Genomic DNA, 17,857 nt, shown 5'->3' with positions numbered 1-17,857 from the left:
TGCGGCCGGCCGTCACCGCGGAGCCCCCCGTTCAAGAAGGAGCCCCCAGTATCCAAAGGGATGATTGCATCAGCCGGCTGGCAGGAGCGGGCGATTGGTCCCGAGCCGGAACCTTCACCTGAGCGACGTCCATGTACATGCCTCGGGTGGAACAGGCACAAGCACGAGCCCGACACCCAAAGGCTCGGCAACTTCATCTTTTCGATTGAGAAAAAGTGGTGCCCGGAGGCGGATTCGAACCACCGACACGCGGATTTTCAATCCGCTGCTCTACCAACTGAGCTATCCGGGCATCCCGCGGCGAGAGCCGCTTTCAGCGTTTTCCGAGGGGTCGCCCCGTCGGAAGCGAGCGCGTTATACCATCTTGTCCGGCGGTGGCAAGCACCCTGCAAAACCTTTTTCGCCGTCGCCCGGGATAAGGCCAATTTTCTTTGTCGCGCCATAGGCTTGGAACGGCGCGAGGCGGCGCGAAGCGTTCAGCCGCGATCGTCCGGGTCGTCCTCTGTGTTCTCGCCCGTCTCGGACACCGGAATAGCGTAGCTGCCGGTGAACCAGCGATTGAGATCGAGCGACCGGCAGCGTTCGGAGCAGAAGGGATAGCTGTCGCGCGTCGACGGCTTGCCGCATTCCGGGCAAGGCTGCGGCTTGCGCAGCGGCGTGACGTTGTTCTCGGACGTCATGTCAGCGCGCGCCTTCCGCCCACTTGAAGTGGACGTCGTAGCCCTCGCCGGTCAACAGCGAGATGGTTTCGTAGAGCGGCAGGCCCACCACGTTCGAGTAGGAGCCGACCATCTTGACGACGAAGCTGCCGGCAATGCCCTGGATGCCGTAACCACCCGCCTTGCCGCGCCATTCGCCGGAGGCGAGATAGCTTTCGATCTCGGCCCGCGAAAGACGCTTGAAGCGGACGCGGGTCTCCACGATCTTCTGGCGGAACTTGCGGTCGGGGGTGACCAGACACACGCCGGTGAAGACGCGGTGCGAGCGGCCCGAAAGCAGATAAAGCCCGTTGGAGGCTTCGTCGACCAGTTCGGCCTTGGGCAGGATGCGGCGCCCGACGGAAACGACGGTATCGGCCGAAAGCACGTAGGCGCCCGACCAGCCGTAATCGCCCTTGAGGGCTTTGACCGCAGCCTCGGCCTTCTCGTGGCTCAACCGGCGGGCAAGCGAGCGGGGATGCTCGTTCTTGCCGGGTGTCTCGTCGATATCCATCGGCATCAGGCGGTCGGGCTCGATCGCCGCCTGCGCGAGAAGTTCGACGCGGCGCGGAGAGCCCGAGGCCAGAATCAGTTTTTGCGATTTCGCCATATCCGGAAACGGTCTGCCTGGCTGTTGGATAAGGGGTCGGACGACAGGCCTAGCGGAAGCGGTAGGTGATGCGGCCCTTAGTCAGGTCGTAGGGGGTCATTTCCACCTGGACCTTGTCGCCGGCGAGAACGCGGATGCGGTTCTTGCGCATGCGGCCGGCGGTGTGAGCGATGATTTCGTGGTCGTTTTCAAGCTTCACGCGGAAAGTCGCGTTGGGAAGCAATTCAACGACAGTACCCGGGAATTCGAGAACTTCTTCTTTTGCCATGTGCGTGTCTATCGTCCTTGAGATAAGCGGCGTCGGCAGTTTGCCGCGCCAAAAATTGCGCGGAACCTACACAAAACGCATTCAATTGTGAACACAGGAGGTTCGCTGGTCAGTGGTTTAATATAGCATCTAGTCTGTCGGCGGCTCAATTGCAAAGAGCTTGCGCAGCCGGAGGGCAAGCATGTCGCGCACGTCCCTGTAGGATGCGAGGATCTGCTCGCGGGTTCCGGCAGCCACGGAAGGGTCGGGCGTGGGCCAGTAGACGATGTCGACGGCATTCCCCCGGTTCATGTCGAGAGCCCTGTGGTGGGCCTCGGGCGCCAGCGTGACGATGAGATCGAAGAAGTCGTCCTCCAGTTCATCGAGCGATTGCGGCTCGCGATTGCCGAGATCGAGCCCGACCTCCGAGAGCACCGCATCCACGAAGGGATCGCGCTCGCCGTGACGCACGCCCGCCGATGCGATGTAGGTGCCCTTGCGGGCCAGCCCCCGGGCGATCGCCTCGGCCATCGGCGAACGTATCGCGTTCATGCCGCAGACGAAGAGAACCGAGCCCGGCGGGCCGTTCCCCTCTTCCCCGGTGCGTGTTTTGGCCTCCCCGGACACGTCGCCTCCGCCTAACCGCGCCAGTGCAGCACGCAGACGAGAGTGAACAAGCGGCGGGCGGTGTCGAAGTCGATATCGATCTTCCCCTCGAGCCGGTCCTTGAGCGTCTGCGAGCCCTCATTGTGGACCCCGCGGCGGCCCATGTCGATTGCTTCGATCTGGCTCGGCGAGGACGAGCGGATGGCCTCGTAATAGCTCTCGCAGATCATGAAGTAGTCCTTCACGATGCGCCGGAACGGGGTGAGCGACAGAATATGCGTGGCAACCGGCTCCCCCTTCTCGCCGGTGATCGAGAAGACCAGCTTGGAATCGACGAGCGACAGGGCGAGCTTGTAGGGTCCCTTGTCGTGGCCGACGGGGGCGAAGGAGTTTTCCTCCAGCAGATCGAAGATCGCCACCGCGCGCTCATGTTCGACATCGGGCGTGGCCCGGCCGATCGTTTCGTCCAGGACGACGTCACACAGGCGCTTGGTGGCGTCGGCCGTCATCCACCCGCTCCGCCGGTGTCGCCCTGGTTCAGGCGAATGCCGACCGAGCGCGCATGGGCCGTCAGCCCTTCGGCTTCAGCCAGCGTGATGGCCGCAGGCGCCAGCTGGCGCAACTGTTCGGCACCCAACTTCAGAACGGAAGTCCGCTTGACGTAATCGAGCACCGACAGTCCGGAGGAGAAGCGGGCCGAGCGGGCCGTCGGCAGGACGTGGTTGGAGCCGCCGACATAATCGCCGATCACTTCCGGCGTATGACGGCCGAGAAAGATCGCGCCGGCATTGCGGATGCGGTCAGCGAGCGCCTCGGGGTCCCCGGTGGCGATTTCCAGGTGCTCGGCGGCAATACGGTTGGCAAGCGGAACCGCGGCGTCCCAGTCCGGCACCAGGATGACGGCGCCGAAATCGCGCCAGCTCCGGCGCGCGGTGTCCGACCGCGAGAGCGTATCGAGCTGGCGCTCGACGGCCTCGACCACGGCATCAGCAAATCCCGCGTCGTCAGTCACCAGGATCGACTGCGCGCCGGTGTCGTGCTCGGCCTGGGCCAGAAGGTCGGCGGCCACCCAGTCGGGATTGTTGTCGCCATCCGCGATGACCAGAACCTCGGAAGGGCCGGCGATCATGTCGATGCCAACGATGCCGAAAACCTGGCGCTTGGCGGCAGCCACCCAGGCATTGCCCGGGCCGACGATCTTGGAGACGGGCTCGATCGTTTCTGTCCCGTAAGCCAGCGCCGCCACGGCCTGCGCACCGCCGATGCGGTAGATCTCGTCGATGCCTGCGATCCTGGCGGCAGCAAGTACGGCCGGGTTGAGTTCACCTTCGCGCGCCGGCACCACCATGACGATGCGTTCGACGCCCGCGACCTTGGCCGGCACAGCATTCATCAGCACCGAACTCGGATAGCTCGCGGTGCCGCCCGGCACGTAGAGACCCACCGCCTCGACCGCGGTCCAGCGCGACCCGAGACCCACGCCGAGCGCATCCTCGTAAAAATCGTCCTTCGGCATCTGGCGGGCGTGGTGAGAGGCAATACGGTCGTGGGCGAGCTGCAGGGCCGCGATCACCTTCGGATCGGTGGCCTCATAGGCTGCGGCAATCTCGGCCTCGGTCACGCGCAGGCCGGCGGCACGGGTATCGAGCCGGTCGAATTTCAGTGTGAGATCGTGAAGCGCCTCGTCGCCGCGCCGGCGCACCTCGTCGATGATCGCGGCAACGTCGGCGTTCACATCGGCGGAGACTTCGCGTTTCGTCTTCAGAAACGCGTCGAAGCGGGATGCGAAATCCTCACTGGAATGATCGAGCCTGAGAACCAATCCTGTCTCCCTCGGGGTGCACGTATCAGGTCAGAGGGTGACGGGGCTTGAATTCCGTGCCCCATGAGCCGCTGACGTCGGTCAGTTGTACCTCGATGCATTCGACATCGAGAAGAATGGAGGCCTCTCCGGAGAGAACAAGTTCGAGCGTGCCCGCAGGTTCCTCGGTTTCGGCCTGAAAGCGGATCGCCAGAAGCGAAAGCACTTCGTCGGTCCTGGAGCGATCAAAACCGCGCGACTTCACCGCGGTCGCCCGCTTGACCGCGAGCACCGCGCGGCGGCGCTCCCAATCCTTGTTGCGGTCGCGCTTCCTGTCACCGGCTTCCCAGACGAAACGGTTGAGCTCGAGGGTCAGCACCCCGGCCTGTCCCTTCCAGGATATGTCGCCCACCTTGAAGACCGCATCCTGCAGATAGGCGGAAATAACCGAGAGATCCTCCTCGTCGAGGGCCATCAGTTTGAGCCTGTCCATGAAACCTCCAGTCAGCCGCGCCGGGATTGGCGGATCGCGCGGCCTGTGCTGCACCGCAAAATAGGATGCCGTGCCAGCCCATGCAATGATCCGATGGTCATAGCATGGGCTGGCACGTGTCTCATCCTACTCGCTGACACGCTCGACAATGGCGCCGCAGCGGGTGAGCTTTTCCTCGAGACGCTCGAAACCACGGTCGAGATGATAGACGCGGTTGACCACCGTTTCGCCCGAAGCGGCGAGCCCGGCGATCACCAGGGACACAGAAGCGCGAAGATCGGTCGCCATGACCTGCGCGCCCTTGAGCTTCTCGACACCCGTGATTTTCGCCATCTGGCCGGACAGCGAGATGTTCGCTCCGAGACGGGCGAGTTCCTGGACGTGCATGAAGCGGTTTTCGAAGATCGTCTCGGTGATGTGCGAGACGCCGTCGGCGCGGGTCATCAGCGCCATGAACTGCGCCTGAAGGTCTGTCGGGAAACCCGGGAACGGATCGGTGACCACATCGACAGGACGGATGCGCTCGTCGCCGTTCATGCGGATGCGGATGCCATTCTCGACCTCGGCCACATGCGCGCCGGCATTGCTGACTGCCGTCAGCGCATTCTCCAGCAGGTGCAACGAGGTGTTTTCCAGCACCACGTCGCCACCGGTCATGGCGACCGCCATGGCATAGGTGCCGGTCTCGATGCGGTCGGGCAGGACACGATGGCGCGCGCCCGAAAGCGAGCTCACCCCCTCGATCCGGATGGTGGGCGTGCCCGCGCCGGTGATCCTGGCGCCCATGGCCGTCAGGCAGGCCGCCAGATCGCTGACTTCCGGCTCGCAGGCCGCATTCTCGATAATGGTCTCCCCCTTGGCCAGCGTGGCCGCCATCAAGAGGACGTGGGTCGCGCCGACCGACACCTTCGGGAAGACGAAATGAGCCCCCTTGAGCCCCTTCGGCGCCCTTGCGTTGGCATAGCCGCCATCGATTTCGATCTCGGCGCCGAGCGCGCGCAGACCGTCGATGAACAGGTCCACCGGCCGGGTGCCGATGGCGCAGCCGCCCGGCAGCGAGACCTTGGCCTCGCCCATGCGCGCCAGGAGCGGACCGATGACCCAGAAACTCGCACGCATGCGCGAGACCAGTTCATAAGGCGCGGTGGTGTCGACGATGGTGCGGGCGGTGAAATGGAGCGTGCGGGCATAGCCGGCATCCTGGCGCTCGCGACGGCCGACCACGGAAATGTCGACGCCGTGATTGCCGAGGATGCGCTGCAGCTGCTCGACGTCGGCCAGATGCGGCACGTTTTCGAGCGTCAGCGTGTCATCGGTCAGAAGCGATGCGATCATCAGCGGCAGGGCCGCGTTCTTCGCGCCCGAAATAGGAATGGTGCCGTTGAGCTGGTTGCCCCCGACGATCCTGATGCGATCCATGAAGTCCTCGCAAGGTTGCTGCGATTGGTAAGCGGTGCGTGAATGCAGCCGGTGACCGGCCGGAATGCCGATGCTTTGTGGCGCTGTTTAGACGATACGCGCGGCGGCGGCAACTCGGCAGGAAGACCACGCGAAAGCAAGCCCGTTTCAGCTCTCGGACTTTGCTTCCCCGGATGGCCCCTCTTTCGGCGGCCCCTCTTTTGGCAGCGACGCAGGCAGCCCCTCGGTTTCGTCGGCCTCGCCCGAACGGCGCGCCCGCACCTGCGCCTTGCGGCGCTGGAGGTTGGCACGCAACTGCTCGGCCAGCCGTCGCTCCCGCGCGTCCTTGCCGTCGTTTTTCTTTTCCTCGGTCATCCGGTTTTCTTTTTCGCGGTGAACGTCTCAGGCATCCCGGCCAGATAGCGCAGAAAGATGCGCACGAAAAGCGCGAATGCCGGGCGGCCAAGCCCTTGCAGGGAATTGCCGGCAAACCATGTTTTCCCCACCCCGGGAGAAATTGGCCGCGTCGACGCGAAAAGCGCGACAGGCGGGCTTGCGCTTGCGGAAAACCTATGGCAATAGCGGGCCGCCTTCAGCAGGTCAGCGGTCTTCCATGTCACCGATCGCAAGCGGAACGCGAAAAGCGCCCGCCAACCGGCTAAACGCAAGGGCTGCCGTAGCTCAGGGGTAGAGCACTCCCTTGGTAAGGGAGAGGTCGAGAGTTCAAATCTCTCCGGCAGCACCAGAACAACCCACTGAAATAATTTGAAAACTGACAGCAAGATTTTGCCGGGCCCGGGCAAATTCGTGACAGTCATGGAGCATTCGCTCCATGCGGCAGTATTTTCGTGGGATGGGACCGGCGGCGCTCGACAAAGGACCGCGTCAAATTGAAAGCGCTGCTCCGAAAGCTCATCGGAACAGCGCAAAAGGCTTAGCCAAACCCGGCCGGACGGATCAATGAACCGCCGCGCCGGTCAATCAGAAGCGCCGGTTCAGGCCGACACGGGCGATACCGATATCCTTGGTGGATACATTGACCGGAATACCAGATTGATAGGCAAAATCGTCCAGATCGACATACAGGCCTTCGAGTTTGGCGGATATCTTGTCGGACAAGGCCATTTCGATACCCGCCCCGACCGTCCAGCCGGCAACCCAGTCCCGGCTCCCGACCTTAATGCCAGCCTGTCCGCCTTCCATCTCCGCAAACGCCAGGCCTCCGGTGGCATAGGGCATCACTCGATCATAGGCGTAGCCCAGCCGCGCACGCAGGGTGCCGAAATTATCGATATTGGTGAAGCAAGACGAACAGTTGATTTCCGTATTGCCGGCGATGTCGGCGAGGGAAAAGTCACCTTCCACACCATATGTTACGGAACCCCATTGCCAGTTGTAACCGACGGTTCCGCCAACCATCGCGCCTTCGATATCGTAAGGGCCTGTGGTGTTAAGAAAAGTATCCGTGTGATCACTTTCCCCCCGGAGATAGCCTGCGACGAAGCCGACATAGGCTCCGCTCCAGTCATAGGCGGTCGCGACCGGGCCATATGAGGGGGAGGCAGGCGCCAGGTCGGCCGCGAAAGCGGTGGACGACAACAGGCCGGCGACCGCTGCGCCCATGATCATTCTCATCATCTGCAAGTTTCCTGACTTCGCGGGCTTATGCATCCGAACGTCACCTTATTTTAGTTGAATCTATGTTAGAGATATCTCATCTATATGTGATTGCTCGGCATCTGTCATGTCATCTCTTGCTGCTCACGACGATCATTGACCATGAGAAGCGAAAGCGTCAGACGCCCTATCCGACACGCGCCGGCGGATGGATGCAAAGGCCCCGCCAAGCGGTAGCGAAAGGTCAATCAGAAACGCCGGTTCAGGCCGACACGGACAACACCGACACCCTCAGTGGTGACATCGATCGGGTTACCCAACGAGGTATAGGTTATATCGCCCAGATCGACATAAAGGCCTTCGAGCTTGAAGGTGACCTTGTCGGACAAGGCCGTTTCGACCCCCGCCCCGAGCGTCCATCCGGCAACCCAGTCACGGGTGACCGACAGGGTGCCAAATTGCCCGGCATGAATGTCCGCGAATGCAACGCCGCCGGTGACATAGGGCATGACCCGATCATAGGTGTAGCCCATCCGCGCGCGCAGCGTGCCGAAATTACGGATATCGGTGCGGAAATTTGCAGGGAGAACCACATTGCCGCTCATGTCGGCCAGGGAAAAATCACCTTCCACACCGTATATGATGGACCCCTTTTGCCAATTGTAACCGACGGTTCCACCCACCATCGCGCCGTCGACATCATAAGGGGGGCGTGTCCCAAAACCGGGAGGGGCCTGGTGTTCACCCTCTGCCAAGAGATAGCCTGCGACGAAGCCGACATAGGCTCCGCTCCAGTCATAGGCGGTCGCGGCCGGGTCATATGAGGGGGAGGTTGGTGTCAGGTCGGCCGCAAAAGCGGTGGACGACAACAGGCCGGCGACTGCGGCGGCCATGATCATTCTCATCATATGCAAGTTTCCTGACTTCAATTCAATTTCGACACGCATTCGGTGACGTTTTAGAGATTTCTACATTATAGGCTACTCACTCGCCCAGCGCTGTTGCACAATTACCACGCATTTCCTTTTTATTTAGTAAAATATAATTTTATGTCATAATTCCTCGGTAAGGACGACTGTTCGAACGCTCAAACCGCCTGCTTGCGCCGCAGCGCTGCCTGCGCCTCGGAGGCGCGGATTGCCTCGCCGAGCGTCGATACGCCGGCAGCGGCCAACGGACCGAGGAGAGCCAGAAATACCCTTGCCGTGGCGAGTGAATCGCCAAGCGCGGTGTGACGGACCTCTTCGGGCAGGTCCACACGGTAGATTTCGGCCAGGTGGTCCAGTGTGAGGCTGTCGGCGGCCCCGTGGACATGGGCGGCCAGCAGCACGGTATCGAGCACGGGATTGTGCCAGGTCTGCCCCGTTTCGGATCCGGCCATAGTCAGAAACCGCATGTCGAAGGGCGCATTGTGCGCAACGAGCACCGCATTCTCGGCAAAGCGCGCAAAACGGCGGACCACGTCGCCTGCCGGCGCGGCGCCTGCGACCATCTCGTCGGTGATGCCGTGCACCTCGGTCGAGCGGCGCGGAATGGCGCGGCCGGGATCGACGAATTCGTCAAAAATCTCGTTGTCCAGAAGCCGTCCGTTGACGATGCGCACGCCCGCGATCGAAATCATCCTGTCGCCGCGGGAGGGCTCGAGGCCGGTCGTCTCGGTATCGAAGACCACCATTGTGAGGTTCCTGAGCGGCGTGTCAGCCAGTTCAGCCGGCGGCTTTTCATCGAATATGTCGAAGTCGTAGACCGGCATACGCTCGATCTGGCGCGCGGTGATCACCGGCAGGCGCGACATGTCGCGCATCTGCAGCGGAATGCGGAAGCGGGCGCGCCCCGGCGCATCGGGCACCCTGTCCGACCAGATGTCGGAACCGTGCCGGGCAAGCACGTCGGCGGCGGTCACCGGCCCGAGATCATGATCGAGCGCCGAACGCAGCCATCGGTCAATCGAACGGATGGAGACGGGTTCGCCGGACCATTCGATATCGAGAAAGCCGGTCTCCTCGCCCGGATCGGCCTTCAGCAGCAAAGCCTCGCCACCGCGCTTGGCCACCCATTCGCACAGCCGTGCCGAGAGCGCCGCGATGGCGGCGCTGTCGCACAGGATGGCGATCTGCTTCGGGCAGCGGGTTTCCGGCGGGAGCTTCATGCGGACGCGATCGCGAACAAGGGCGAACAGCGTGGTGCCGAGCACCGGCCCCATCGGCCAGGTGCGCGAAAGCTCCTCCACGGCGAGACGGTCGAGTTCGTCGCTGGTTTCGGCGAGCAGCCGGATCTCGTCCATGATCGCGGCGGTCAGATCGCGGGCGCGGCCGTCGAGCGCCGGATCGGCGGCAAGCATCTCGCCGACCAGATGAAGCGAACCGGCATGTTCGCGGATACGTTCGGCAAGGGCAATCACCTTGCGTTCGGCTTCCGCCGAAGCTGCCAGCATTTCCGTCTCGTCGCTGAAGGCCAGGACATAGCCTTGCGGCTCCTGGCTCCCCGGCACCAGCGTCAGCGTCATCGTCGCCTCGAGCATGGTCCTGCCGTCCGCGCCGAGCGCGGCGAAGGGTTGGGACAGGCCCAGATCATGCGTGTCGTGGCGACCGTCGCGAACCCGCTTTTCCAGCCGCGCAAGATTGTGGCGGACGGGCTCCGGGGCGAGAACCTCGAAGACCGAGCGCCGAAGCCCGATCCGGCCGATACCGGAAAGAATTTCAACGGCGGCTGGATTGTAGAGCAGAACCTCGTGTTCGCGATTGCAGATGAGGATACCGTCGGAAAGATCCTGCAGGATGAATTCGAGACGGGCCTTCTGTCGCTCGGCCCGGGCGGTCGCTTCCTCGACTGCCGCCTCGCGCTCTCCGCGCGCCTTTTCGAGGGACCGGGAAAGATCGCCGAGGGCGGGCGCCAGATAGCCCAGAAAGCGCGCCTCGGGCATGGCGGCCTCCGACAGCCCATCGCCATGGGCCGTGGCGCGTGCATAGCGCCCCAGCCGCTCGATGGGCCGGGCGACATGGCTGTCGAACTGATACCAGATCGCGGTCAGGATACCGAGAATCCCGAAGCCCGAAACGATGCCGGCGCGAAGCACGAACGGGCGGTCTTCCACTTGCGTCGCCGTCAGCGCGAAATAGCCGGCCACCCCGATCAGCGCGATCGAGGCAAGGGCTGCGAGAGCAAAGAAGAGAAAGATCCGGAGCCGCAGCGAGAGTTTTCCGGCAAGCCGGTCGACGAGGCTCATGACGCCTCGCATCTTGCATTGATGAGATCATCCAGGTCAGCCAGCCTGAAGGGCTTGGCTATATAGGCATCGGCGCCGGCGGCAAGCGCCTTGAGACGGGCGACGTTTCCGGCGCGGGCCGAGGCGCAGACGATAAGGATGCCCGGCAGCTGCTTGCGGATATCCTGGATCAGCGCGAAGCCGTCACCCTCGCCCAGAACGGCATCGACGATCGCCGCATCCGGCGGGGTCTCGGTCGTCGCATCGAGGCAGGCCAGCGCGGCCGCCTCGTCGCCGGCGTGGGTCACGTTCCAGCCGGCCGCTTCGAGATGGCCAGGCAGCCAGGCGGCCATCACCGCTTCATCGACGACAACGAGAATTCGCCTTTCCATCACACTCCTCCCGCGGACCGGCGACGGCGACATGGCGAGCGAGGGTCCATCGGATCAGCCGTCCGCCCGGCAGAGGGAGGCGTAGAGCGGCTCGTTTGGACCGACATCGGACCAGCTCAGGTCTTCGGGCAGGCCATCCTCGGCGAACCTGGTATCGGGCGCCAGCGCGGCGATGCGGCCACTCTCGCAATCCGCCACCTGGAGAATGCGCGCCGTCGGCGTATGGCGCTGGAACAGCAGGATCTCGCCGATCTTCATACCCGGCAGCGACGGATTGGTCTGGACCGAATTGCGGTCGATTGCCGCAAAGCGGACGATCTTCGGCACCGCGAGCGTCCACGGTTCGAGAACGTTTTTCGAGGTGCCGGTCTGGATCACCTCCACGCCTTGCGGCAGGCGCGAGACGAAACGGTCGAACCATGTGTATTCATTGTAGAGGTGAGCGGCCAGTATGCCGATTGCGGCACCGGCCGGCAGCGCCCAGCGGGGCAGCGGCACGCGCAGCACTCGCTTGGCGAACAGCAGCATGCCGGCAATGGCGATTCCGAAAAGTACCGGGCCGAGAAGGTTGAGGATATTTGCCATTCAGATTGTCCGTTACGCGAATTACAATGTGATCAGACGCGGCCGTAGCCGAGGCTGGACTGCAAAGATTTGACGACGGCGAAGGCGTCGCGGAGATGGTTGCGCTCGAGTGCGGAAAACGTCGAGGGGACCAGGAAATTGTCCGGCGCCGCACCGTCACGCACCTGCCGGGCCTGGTGCTGCAGGCGCACCATGGAGATCAGGTCGAATGCATCGAGAAGGTCCGCTCCGCCTGATTCCGAGAGAACGCCGCGACGGGTCGCCTCCATCAGCCGCTTGCGTGTATTGACGACCTCGATGGCGCCCTTGAGGGCATAGACGCGCCCGAGATCGACGATCGGCACGACACCCGAATGCTTCATGTCGATGGTGTTCTTGTGCTCGCCGCCCCGGATCAGCGCGAAACCGCGAAACAGGCCCAGGGGCGGCTGGTGCTTCAGCGAATTTCCGATCATGTGCGACTGGAAAATCGAATCCTGCCGGGCCGCTTCGAGCGTCTGGCCCTGAAGCCCCTCGTAAAGGGTGAAGTCGCCGTCGATGGGCCTGAGATCGAACATGACGCTGGCCAGCATCTGCGCCATCGGCTCGGGCACTCGGATCCACTTCTCGAAATAGCCGCGCCAGACGGATACCGGCTGCCGCCAGCGCGGATTGGTCGCCATCATGTCGCCGGGACAATAGACATAGCCGGCGGCGTTCAGTCCGTCGGACACATAGTGCGCGAATTCGGAGAAATACGCGCCATGCCTGCCCTCGTCATAGGCGTCCGAGAGAAAGAGGCAGTTGTCCTGGTCGGAGACGCCGGTCTGCTCCTGGCGCCCCTGGCTGCCGCAGGCGAGCCACAGCCACGGCACCGGCGCAGGGCCGAGTTTTTCGGTCGCCATCGCGATGAGACGGCGGGTCACCGCATCGGCGATCGAGGTGATCATGTGTCCCACCTGATGGGCGGGCACCCCCGCCCCCACCAGATGCGCAAGCAGGCTCGGGATGTTTGCGGTGACTTCGGCCAACCCCTCATAGTCGGCCTTGTGGGCTATATCGCGAATGAGGAAGACCGCCGAGACCGAGTGCCTTCGAACGAGATCGGTCTGGGTGAGAATGCCGACCGGCCTGCCATCCACGACGACCGGCAGATGTCCGAAGCCGCGCTCGCTCATGGCGACGACGGCGTCGAAACCAGTCTGATCAGGGGACAGCGCGAAAGGATCGCGCGTCATGACCGCAGAGACGAGCGCATCGCCGGACCGGCCCGCGGCCACGATCCGGGTCATGTCGCGCGCCGTCAGAATGCCTTCGAGCACTCCGCCGGGGCCGACTGCGAGAACACAGGAAAAGCCGCGCTCGTCCATGAGGGCCGCAGCTTCGCGCACCGGCATGTCGACCGGGCAGGTAAAGGCCGGCGTCGACATCAGGGCGGCAAGGGGACGAGCCAGCCAGCCTTCCGCCGCAGCCGGCGCACCCGTCGCGGTGGCGCGGCGCTTGCCGGCACGATTGTAATAGGCGTCCACGACCGGGTGATCGCGCACCAGCCGCAGGAACGTCTCACCGGGAATATCGAAGAGAACGAGATCGCTCGCCGCCTCCACCGAGTGAACGGCATGGCCGTCGCCGAGCAGCGCCAGCGCGCCGAAATAATCGCCTTCCCGAAGCTGCGAGATCAGGGTTCCCTCGCGGGAAACCAGATCGACCGTGCCTTCGACAATGAGTGAGAAATCCGCAACCCGCTCGCCGGAGGCCAGCAAGGTGGTCCCATTCTCCACCTCGCGCCGGGTCACGACATCGGCGAGCTGGTCAATCGCCTCCTCACCGAGCGCATCGAAAGGATGGAGCCGGCGGACGAATCCGGTGAACGCTTCTCGCATCGAATACTCCCCCCTTTGTTGCGGCCATCCTCTCCAGAAACAATGAACCCCGGCAAGGCCGGGGTCCATCTTTTTCGAGTTCGGCCCACATGTGGTCCCGGGAAGGGACTTCAGTGGGTCGTGGCGGTACCCGCACCGCGCGGCACGCGGACCGATTCCACGAGGTCCCTGATCTCCGCCGGCGGCTCTTCGGTCGCATTGGAAACGAAGTAGGCGACTGCGAAGTTGATGACCGCGCCGATCGCGCCGAACGAGGTCGACTTGATCGAGAGCAGAAGCGGGTCGGCATCGGTGAAGGAGTTGGTCTCAGGAATGAAGAACCAGCCCTTGTGCAGGAAGATGTAGATCACGGTGATCAACAGACCTGACAGCATGCCGGCCACGGCCCCCTTGTTGTTGATGCGCGTCGAGAAGATGCCCATCATCAGTGCGGGGAAGATCGATGCCGCAGCGATACCGAATGCCAGTGCCACCGTCTGCGCTGCAAATCCCGGAGGATTGAGGCCCAGATAGGTCGCCACCGCGATCGCCACGCCCATCGAGATACGTGCGGCCATCAGCTCGCCCGCCTCGGAGATGTTCGGGTTGATCGCCCCCTTGATGAGGTCGTGACTGATCGCCGAGGAAATGGCGAGCAGAAGTCCCGCGGCGGTCGACAGTGCGGCGGCAAGACCGCCGGCTGCGACAAGCGCGATGACCCAGCCCGGAAGGTTGGCGATTTCCGGGTTGGCCAGAACGAGAATGTCCTGGTTGAAGGTGGTCAGCTCGTTACCCTGCCAGCCCCGTTCGGTTGCGGTCTGCATCACCGGCGAATCTGCCGGGGACTTGTCGTTGTAGAACTGGATCTTGCCGTCGCCGTTCTTGTCTTCGACGGCGAGAAGTCCGGTCACCTGCCAGTTGGCGAACCACTGCGGAAGGTCGGCTTCCGAGATGGCTTCCCCCTGAACGCCGTTCGGCCACATGGTGGTCATGATGTTCAGGCGAGCCATCGCACCCACTGCCGGAGCGGTGAGATAGAGGACTGCGATGAACACCAGCGCCCAGCCGGCGGAGGTGCGGGCGTCGGCCACGCGCGGCACGGTGAAGAAGCGCACGATCACGTGCGGCAGGCCGGCCGTACCGATCATCAGCGACATGGTGAACAGGAACATGTTCAGCATGGAATCGTGACGCTCGGTGTAGGTCGTGAAACCGAGGTCGCGGAGCGTTGCTTCGAGCGTCGCCAGGATCGGCTGACCGCTGCCCACATGGTCGGAGAACAGGCCGAGCGGCGGGATCGGATTGCCGGTCAGCTGCAGCGAGATGAAGATCGCCGGGATGGTGTAGGCGAAGATCAGCACGCAGTACTGGGCGACCTGGGTGTAGGTGATGCCCTTCATGCCGCCCAGAACGGCGTAGACGAAGACGATCGCCGCGCCGATATAGAGGCCTGTCGCCGAATCGACTTCCAGGAAGCGCGAGAAGGCCACGCCGACACCGGTCATCTGACCGATAACGTAGGTGACCGAAGCGACGATGAGGCAGACCACCGCCACCATGCGCGCCGACGACGAGTAGAACCGATCGCCGATGAACTCGGGAACGGTGAACTTGCCGAACTTGCGAAGATAGGGTGCAAGCATCATGGCGAGCAGCACGTAGCCGCCGGTCCAGCCCATCAGATAGGCCGAAGCGTCATAGCCGCCGAAGGCGATGATGCCGGCCATGGAAATGAACGATGCAGCCGACATCCAGTCGGCAGCCGTTGCCATGCCGTTCATCACCGGGTGAACGCCGCGACCGGCGGCGTAGAATTCGCTCGTCGAACCCGCACGGGCCCAGATGGCGATGCCGATGTAGAGCGCGAACGACGCGCCGATCACCAGCAGGTTCAGGGTATATTGGTCCATGTCTCCCCCCTATTGCTCGTCGACGCCGTATTCCCGGTCCATCTTGTTCATGCGGAACGCATAGAAGAAGATCAGAACCAGGAAGACCAGGATCGAGCCCTGCTGGGCGAACCAGAATCCGAGATCGGTTCCACCGATCGAAATTCCGGCCAGAAGCGGCCGCAGCACGATGCCGAAGCCGAACGATACGAGCGCCCAGATGATCAGTAGCGTGATCATCAGGCGCACATTGGCCTTCCAGTAGGCCTCACCATTACCGTTATTCATGTGTTCCTCCTCAACACTCCGATGGCGGCAGGAAGCCACCTGGAGCGAAGTTCCAAAAAAGATGCGGAATGGGCATGAGACCCGAAATTCACGGAGAACCCGACGGTGCTCCAGCGCGGAATGCCGCGCCTGTCCTCCCCACATCTCCCCCGGCTGCCAGGCTCTTCGAACAAGCGCTCCGATTTCGTCGCCCGGGTCCTCATCCGGTTCGATTGCGACGTCGTCAGGGCGCCCGAGCCCATTCAACCGTAGCGAAAGGTATCCCAATCGCAGCTGATCTCAAACGGGATATTAGGGAAATCCCATGATAACTTCGGAGTACAACTAAAGTCGTAAAAGTGCTTCTTCAGGCTATACTTTGCCCGACGGAGGAAGCGTTCGGACTTTTCTCAGAGGCTGGAAATGTAGGCCGACAAACGACCTGCAGCTTCCTCGACCTGACCGATGCGGCGCAGGAAACAGGCGCGCATGAATTCCTCACCGCCGGGGCCGAAGGCCGTACCGGGCGCAAGCCCGACATTGGCGCGATCGACGATGTCGATGGCTGCGGGACGGGTATCGGTCAGCCCGTCGATCCTGAAGAAGGCGTAAAAGGCGCCGGCCGGCTTCTCGATCACCACGCGATTGGTGGATTGAAGGATGTCGCAGAACAGATCGCGCGCCCGCTTGGCGAGGGCCACCTGTTCGTCAACGAAAGCGTCGCCCTCCGTTATCGCCTTCAGGGCGCCCTTCTGCATGAACTGCGCAACGCCGGAGGTGGAATACTGCACGAGATTTTCGAGCGCCTGCCCGATAGCCGGCGGAGCGACGATCCAGCCGACGCGCCAGCCGGTCATGGCCCAGTTCTTGGAGAAGGAATTGACGTAGAGGATGAGATCGTTGTCCTCGGACACGTCGAGGAAGGAGGGCGCGCGGGCTCCCTCATAGAAGAACCGCGAATAGATCTCGTCGGCAATGATCCAGAGATTGTGCTTGCGGGCGATAGCGAGGATCGCCTTGAGATCGTCGATTGCAGCGACCCAGCCCGTCGGGTTCGACGGAGTATTGATGAACAGCGCGCGGGTGCGCGGGGTTACCGCCGCCTCGAAACGCTGCATGTCGATCGACCAGCGACCGTCCTCGACATCCATGACGAAGGGCACGGGCTTGCCGCCCGACAATGCGAAAGCCGCCGGCAGATTCGGCCAGGAGGGGGAAAGGTACAGGATCTCGTCGCCCGGGCCGGAGACGGCCTCGATGGCGAGCTTGATCGCCTGCATCCCGGATCCGGTCACGGTGAAGGCATCGACGGGACGCGTGACGCCGAACTGGCGGCGATAATAGTCCGCGAGCCCCTGGCGCAATTCCGTGATGCCGCGCTGCTGCGTGTAGAAGGTTTCCCCCGCCATCAGCGCATCGGCGCCGGCCTGACGGATGAAATCCGGCGTCGGACGGTCGCCCTCGCCGGCCCAGAGCGGAATGAGCCCCTGCTTGCCCCAACCGTGATTGAGCACCTCGACGATGCCACTCTCAGGCGAGAGCCGGGTCCGTTCGGACAGGTGATCGAATGCAGACGAAACGGTGGACATGGGCAAACTCCTTCGCCTCATCGCGATAACGGAATTTGCCGCGCTGTCCAGCCGTTCCGATCGATGGATCAATCGATTTTCCTGATGGATGCCAGTTTCCTCATGGATACCCGGCCGGGCTCACTTCTTCAGGATATCGCGGATCTCGGTGAGCAGGCGCACATCGGCGGGCGGCTCGGCCGGCGTGGTATCCGGTTTGGCCTTCTCTTCCGCACGGATGCGGTTGACCGCCTTGACCATGAGGAAAATGATCCAGGCAAGGATGAGGAAGTTGAGCACCACGGTGATGAAGTTGCCGTAGGCGAAGACCGCGCCCTGCTCGCGGGCAGCTTCGAGCGTGTCCGCGGTCACCGACGAGGACAAAGGCAGGAAGTAGTTCGAGAAATCGAAGCCTCCGAAGATCGCCCCCACGATCGGCATGATGATGTCGTCGGTCAGCGACTTGACGATGAGCCCGAAAGCCCCGCCGATGATGACGCCGACGGCCAGATCCATGACATTGCCCTTGGCGATGAACGCCTTGAATTCTTCGATCATGATGAAATGTCTCCCTCGGGTGCCTGACAGCGGCGAGCGGTTGGCGCACCCCGTCTCTCCAACCGGTCGCGTCACGATGAAT

19 protein-coding genes and 2 tRNA genes are annotated in these 17,857 nt (G+C 62.9%); 1 reads left to right on the top strand and 20 read right to left on the bottom strand.

Translation table 11 applies throughout. The annotated features are described in order from the left end of the window. Positions 1-216: 216 nt before the first annotated feature. The 10 genes from E2A64_RS03675 to E2A64_RS03630 all read right to left on the bottom strand — a co-directional run bounded on the left by E2A64_RS03675 (position 217) and on the right by E2A64_RS03630 (position 6,228). Positions 217-292: transfer RNA gene (locus E2A64_RS03675), tRNA-Phe, on the bottom strand. A gap of 184 nt (positions 293-476) precedes the next feature. After that, positions 477-680, bottom strand: a complete 204-nt coding sequence (gene yacG, locus E2A64_RS03670) for a DNA gyrase inhibitor YacG (RefSeq protein WP_133283063.1) — start codon at positions 678-680, stop codon at positions 477-479. A gap of 1 nt (position 681) precedes the next feature. Then, a complete protein-coding gene (locus tag E2A64_RS03665) occupies positions 682-1,308 on the bottom strand; it encodes a Maf-like protein (protein WP_133283062.1) in 627 nt (208 codons plus the stop codon). Between the two features lie 49 nt (positions 1,309-1,357). Continuing rightward, positions 1,358-1,576, bottom strand: coding sequence for a translation initiation factor IF-1 (gene infA, locus E2A64_RS03660; RefSeq protein ID WP_133283061.1), 219 nt, complete (start codon positions 1,574-1,576; stop codon positions 1,358-1,360). 129 nt (positions 1,577-1,705) lie between these two features. After that, positions 1,706-2,182: an arsenate-mycothiol transferase ArsC gene (locus tag E2A64_RS03655; protein ID WP_280177522.1), complete on the bottom strand. Its 477-nt coding sequence runs from the start codon at positions 2,180-2,182 to the stop codon at positions 1,706-1,708. A gap of 11 nt (positions 2,183-2,193) precedes the next feature. Next, positions 2,194-2,670, bottom strand: a complete 477-nt coding sequence (locus E2A64_RS03650; protein WP_133283060.1) for a UPF0262 family protein — start codon at positions 2,668-2,670, stop codon at positions 2,194-2,196. Further along, positions 2,667-3,983, bottom strand: a complete 1,317-nt coding sequence (hisD, locus tag E2A64_RS03645; RefSeq protein WP_133283059.1) for a histidinol dehydrogenase — start codon at positions 3,981-3,983, stop codon at positions 2,667-2,669. The genes E2A64_RS03650 and hisD overlap by 4 nt, the downstream gene beginning before the upstream one ends. Positions 3,984-4,008: 25 nt before the next feature. Beyond that, positions 4,009-4,455: a DUF2948 family protein gene (locus tag E2A64_RS03640; protein WP_133283058.1), complete on the bottom strand. Its 447-nt coding sequence runs from the start codon at positions 4,453-4,455 to the stop codon at positions 4,009-4,011. Between the two features lie 126 nt (positions 4,456-4,581). Further along, positions 4,582-5,874, bottom strand: a complete 1,293-nt coding sequence (gene murA / locus E2A64_RS03635) for a UDP-N-acetylglucosamine 1-carboxyvinyltransferase (protein ID WP_133283057.1) — start codon at positions 5,872-5,874, stop codon at positions 4,582-4,584. Positions 5,875-6,021: 147 nt separating this feature from the next. Next, positions 6,022-6,228 carry a hypothetical protein gene (locus E2A64_RS03630; protein ID WP_133283056.1) on the bottom strand — a complete coding sequence of 69 codons (207 nt, stop codon included), beginning with the start codon at positions 6,226-6,228 and terminating at the stop codon, positions 6,022-6,024. Positions 6,229-6,523: 295 nt separating this feature from the next. Between E2A64_RS03630 and E2A64_RS03625 the strand changes: the two genes are divergently transcribed. Continuing rightward, positions 6,524-6,598, top strand: a tRNA-Thr gene (locus tag E2A64_RS03625). Between the two features lie 236 nt (positions 6,599-6,834). On the opposite strand, the gene E2A64_RS03620 is transcribed toward E2A64_RS03625, so the two are convergent. The 10 genes from E2A64_RS03620 to mscL form a co-directional block, all read right to left on the bottom strand. Further along, a complete protein-coding gene (locus E2A64_RS03620) occupies positions 6,835-7,491 on the bottom strand; it encodes an outer membrane protein (RefSeq protein ID WP_158285674.1) in 657 nt (218 codons plus the stop codon). 227 nt (positions 7,492-7,718) lie between these two features. Then, complete coding sequence (locus tag E2A64_RS03615; RefSeq protein ID WP_133283054.1) at positions 7,719-8,417, bottom strand: outer membrane protein; 699 nt, start codon at positions 8,415-8,417, stop codon at positions 7,719-7,721. Positions 8,418-8,557: 140 nt separating this feature from the next. Then, the gene (locus E2A64_RS03610; RefSeq protein WP_158285673.1) at positions 8,558-10,696 is read right to left on the bottom strand and encodes a 3'-5' exonuclease; all 2,139 of its coding nucleotides are present in this window, start codon (positions 10,694-10,696) and stop codon (positions 8,558-8,560) included. Next, positions 10,693-11,067, bottom strand: a complete 375-nt coding sequence (locus tag E2A64_RS03605) for a response regulator transcription factor (protein WP_158285672.1) — start codon at positions 11,065-11,067, stop codon at positions 10,693-10,695. Before E2A64_RS03605 ends, E2A64_RS03610 begins: the two co-directional genes overlap by 4 nt. A 54-nt stretch (positions 11,068-11,121) precedes the next feature. After that, entirely contained in the window at positions 11,122-11,652 is a 531-nt protein-coding gene (locus tag E2A64_RS03600; RefSeq protein ID WP_133283051.1) for a hypothetical protein, read from the bottom strand. A gap of 32 nt (positions 11,653-11,684) precedes the next feature. Then, complete coding sequence (locus tag E2A64_RS03595; RefSeq protein WP_133283050.1) at positions 11,685-13,514, bottom strand: DUF294 nucleotidyltransferase-like domain-containing protein; 1,830 nt, start codon at positions 13,512-13,514, stop codon at positions 11,685-11,687. A gap of 110 nt (positions 13,515-13,624) precedes the next feature. Then, positions 13,625-15,403 (bottom strand): sodium:solute symporter family protein, encoded by a 1,779-nt coding sequence (locus tag E2A64_RS03590; protein WP_133283049.1) that lies wholly within the window; start codon positions 15,401-15,403, stop codon positions 13,625-13,627. A gap of 9 nt (positions 15,404-15,412) precedes the next feature. Then, the gene (locus E2A64_RS03585) at positions 15,413-15,670 is read right to left on the bottom strand and encodes a DUF4212 domain-containing protein (RefSeq protein WP_133283048.1); all 258 of its coding nucleotides are present in this window, start codon (positions 15,668-15,670) and stop codon (positions 15,413-15,415) included. Between the two features lie 389 nt (positions 15,671-16,059). Continuing rightward, the gene (locus E2A64_RS03580; RefSeq protein ID WP_133283047.1) at positions 16,060-17,238 is read right to left on the bottom strand and encodes a pyridoxal phosphate-dependent aminotransferase; all 1,179 of its coding nucleotides are present in this window, start codon (positions 17,236-17,238) and stop codon (positions 16,060-16,062) included. 120 nt (positions 17,239-17,358) lie between these two features. Beyond that, positions 17,359-17,775: a large conductance mechanosensitive channel protein MscL gene (mscL, locus tag E2A64_RS03575; protein WP_133283046.1), complete on the bottom strand. Its 417-nt coding sequence runs from the start codon at positions 17,773-17,775 to the stop codon at positions 17,359-17,361. Positions 17,776-17,857 lie beyond the last annotated feature (82 nt).

The sequence above is a fragment of the Pseudohoeflea suaedae genome (assembly GCF_004354915.1).
GTDB classification, from domain to species: domain Bacteria; phylum Pseudomonadota; class Alphaproteobacteria; order Rhizobiales; family Rhizobiaceae; genus Pseudohoeflea; species Pseudohoeflea suaedae.
Note: the sequence above shows the minus strand (reverse complement) of the source record. Positions and strands in the feature narration are given on the sequence as shown.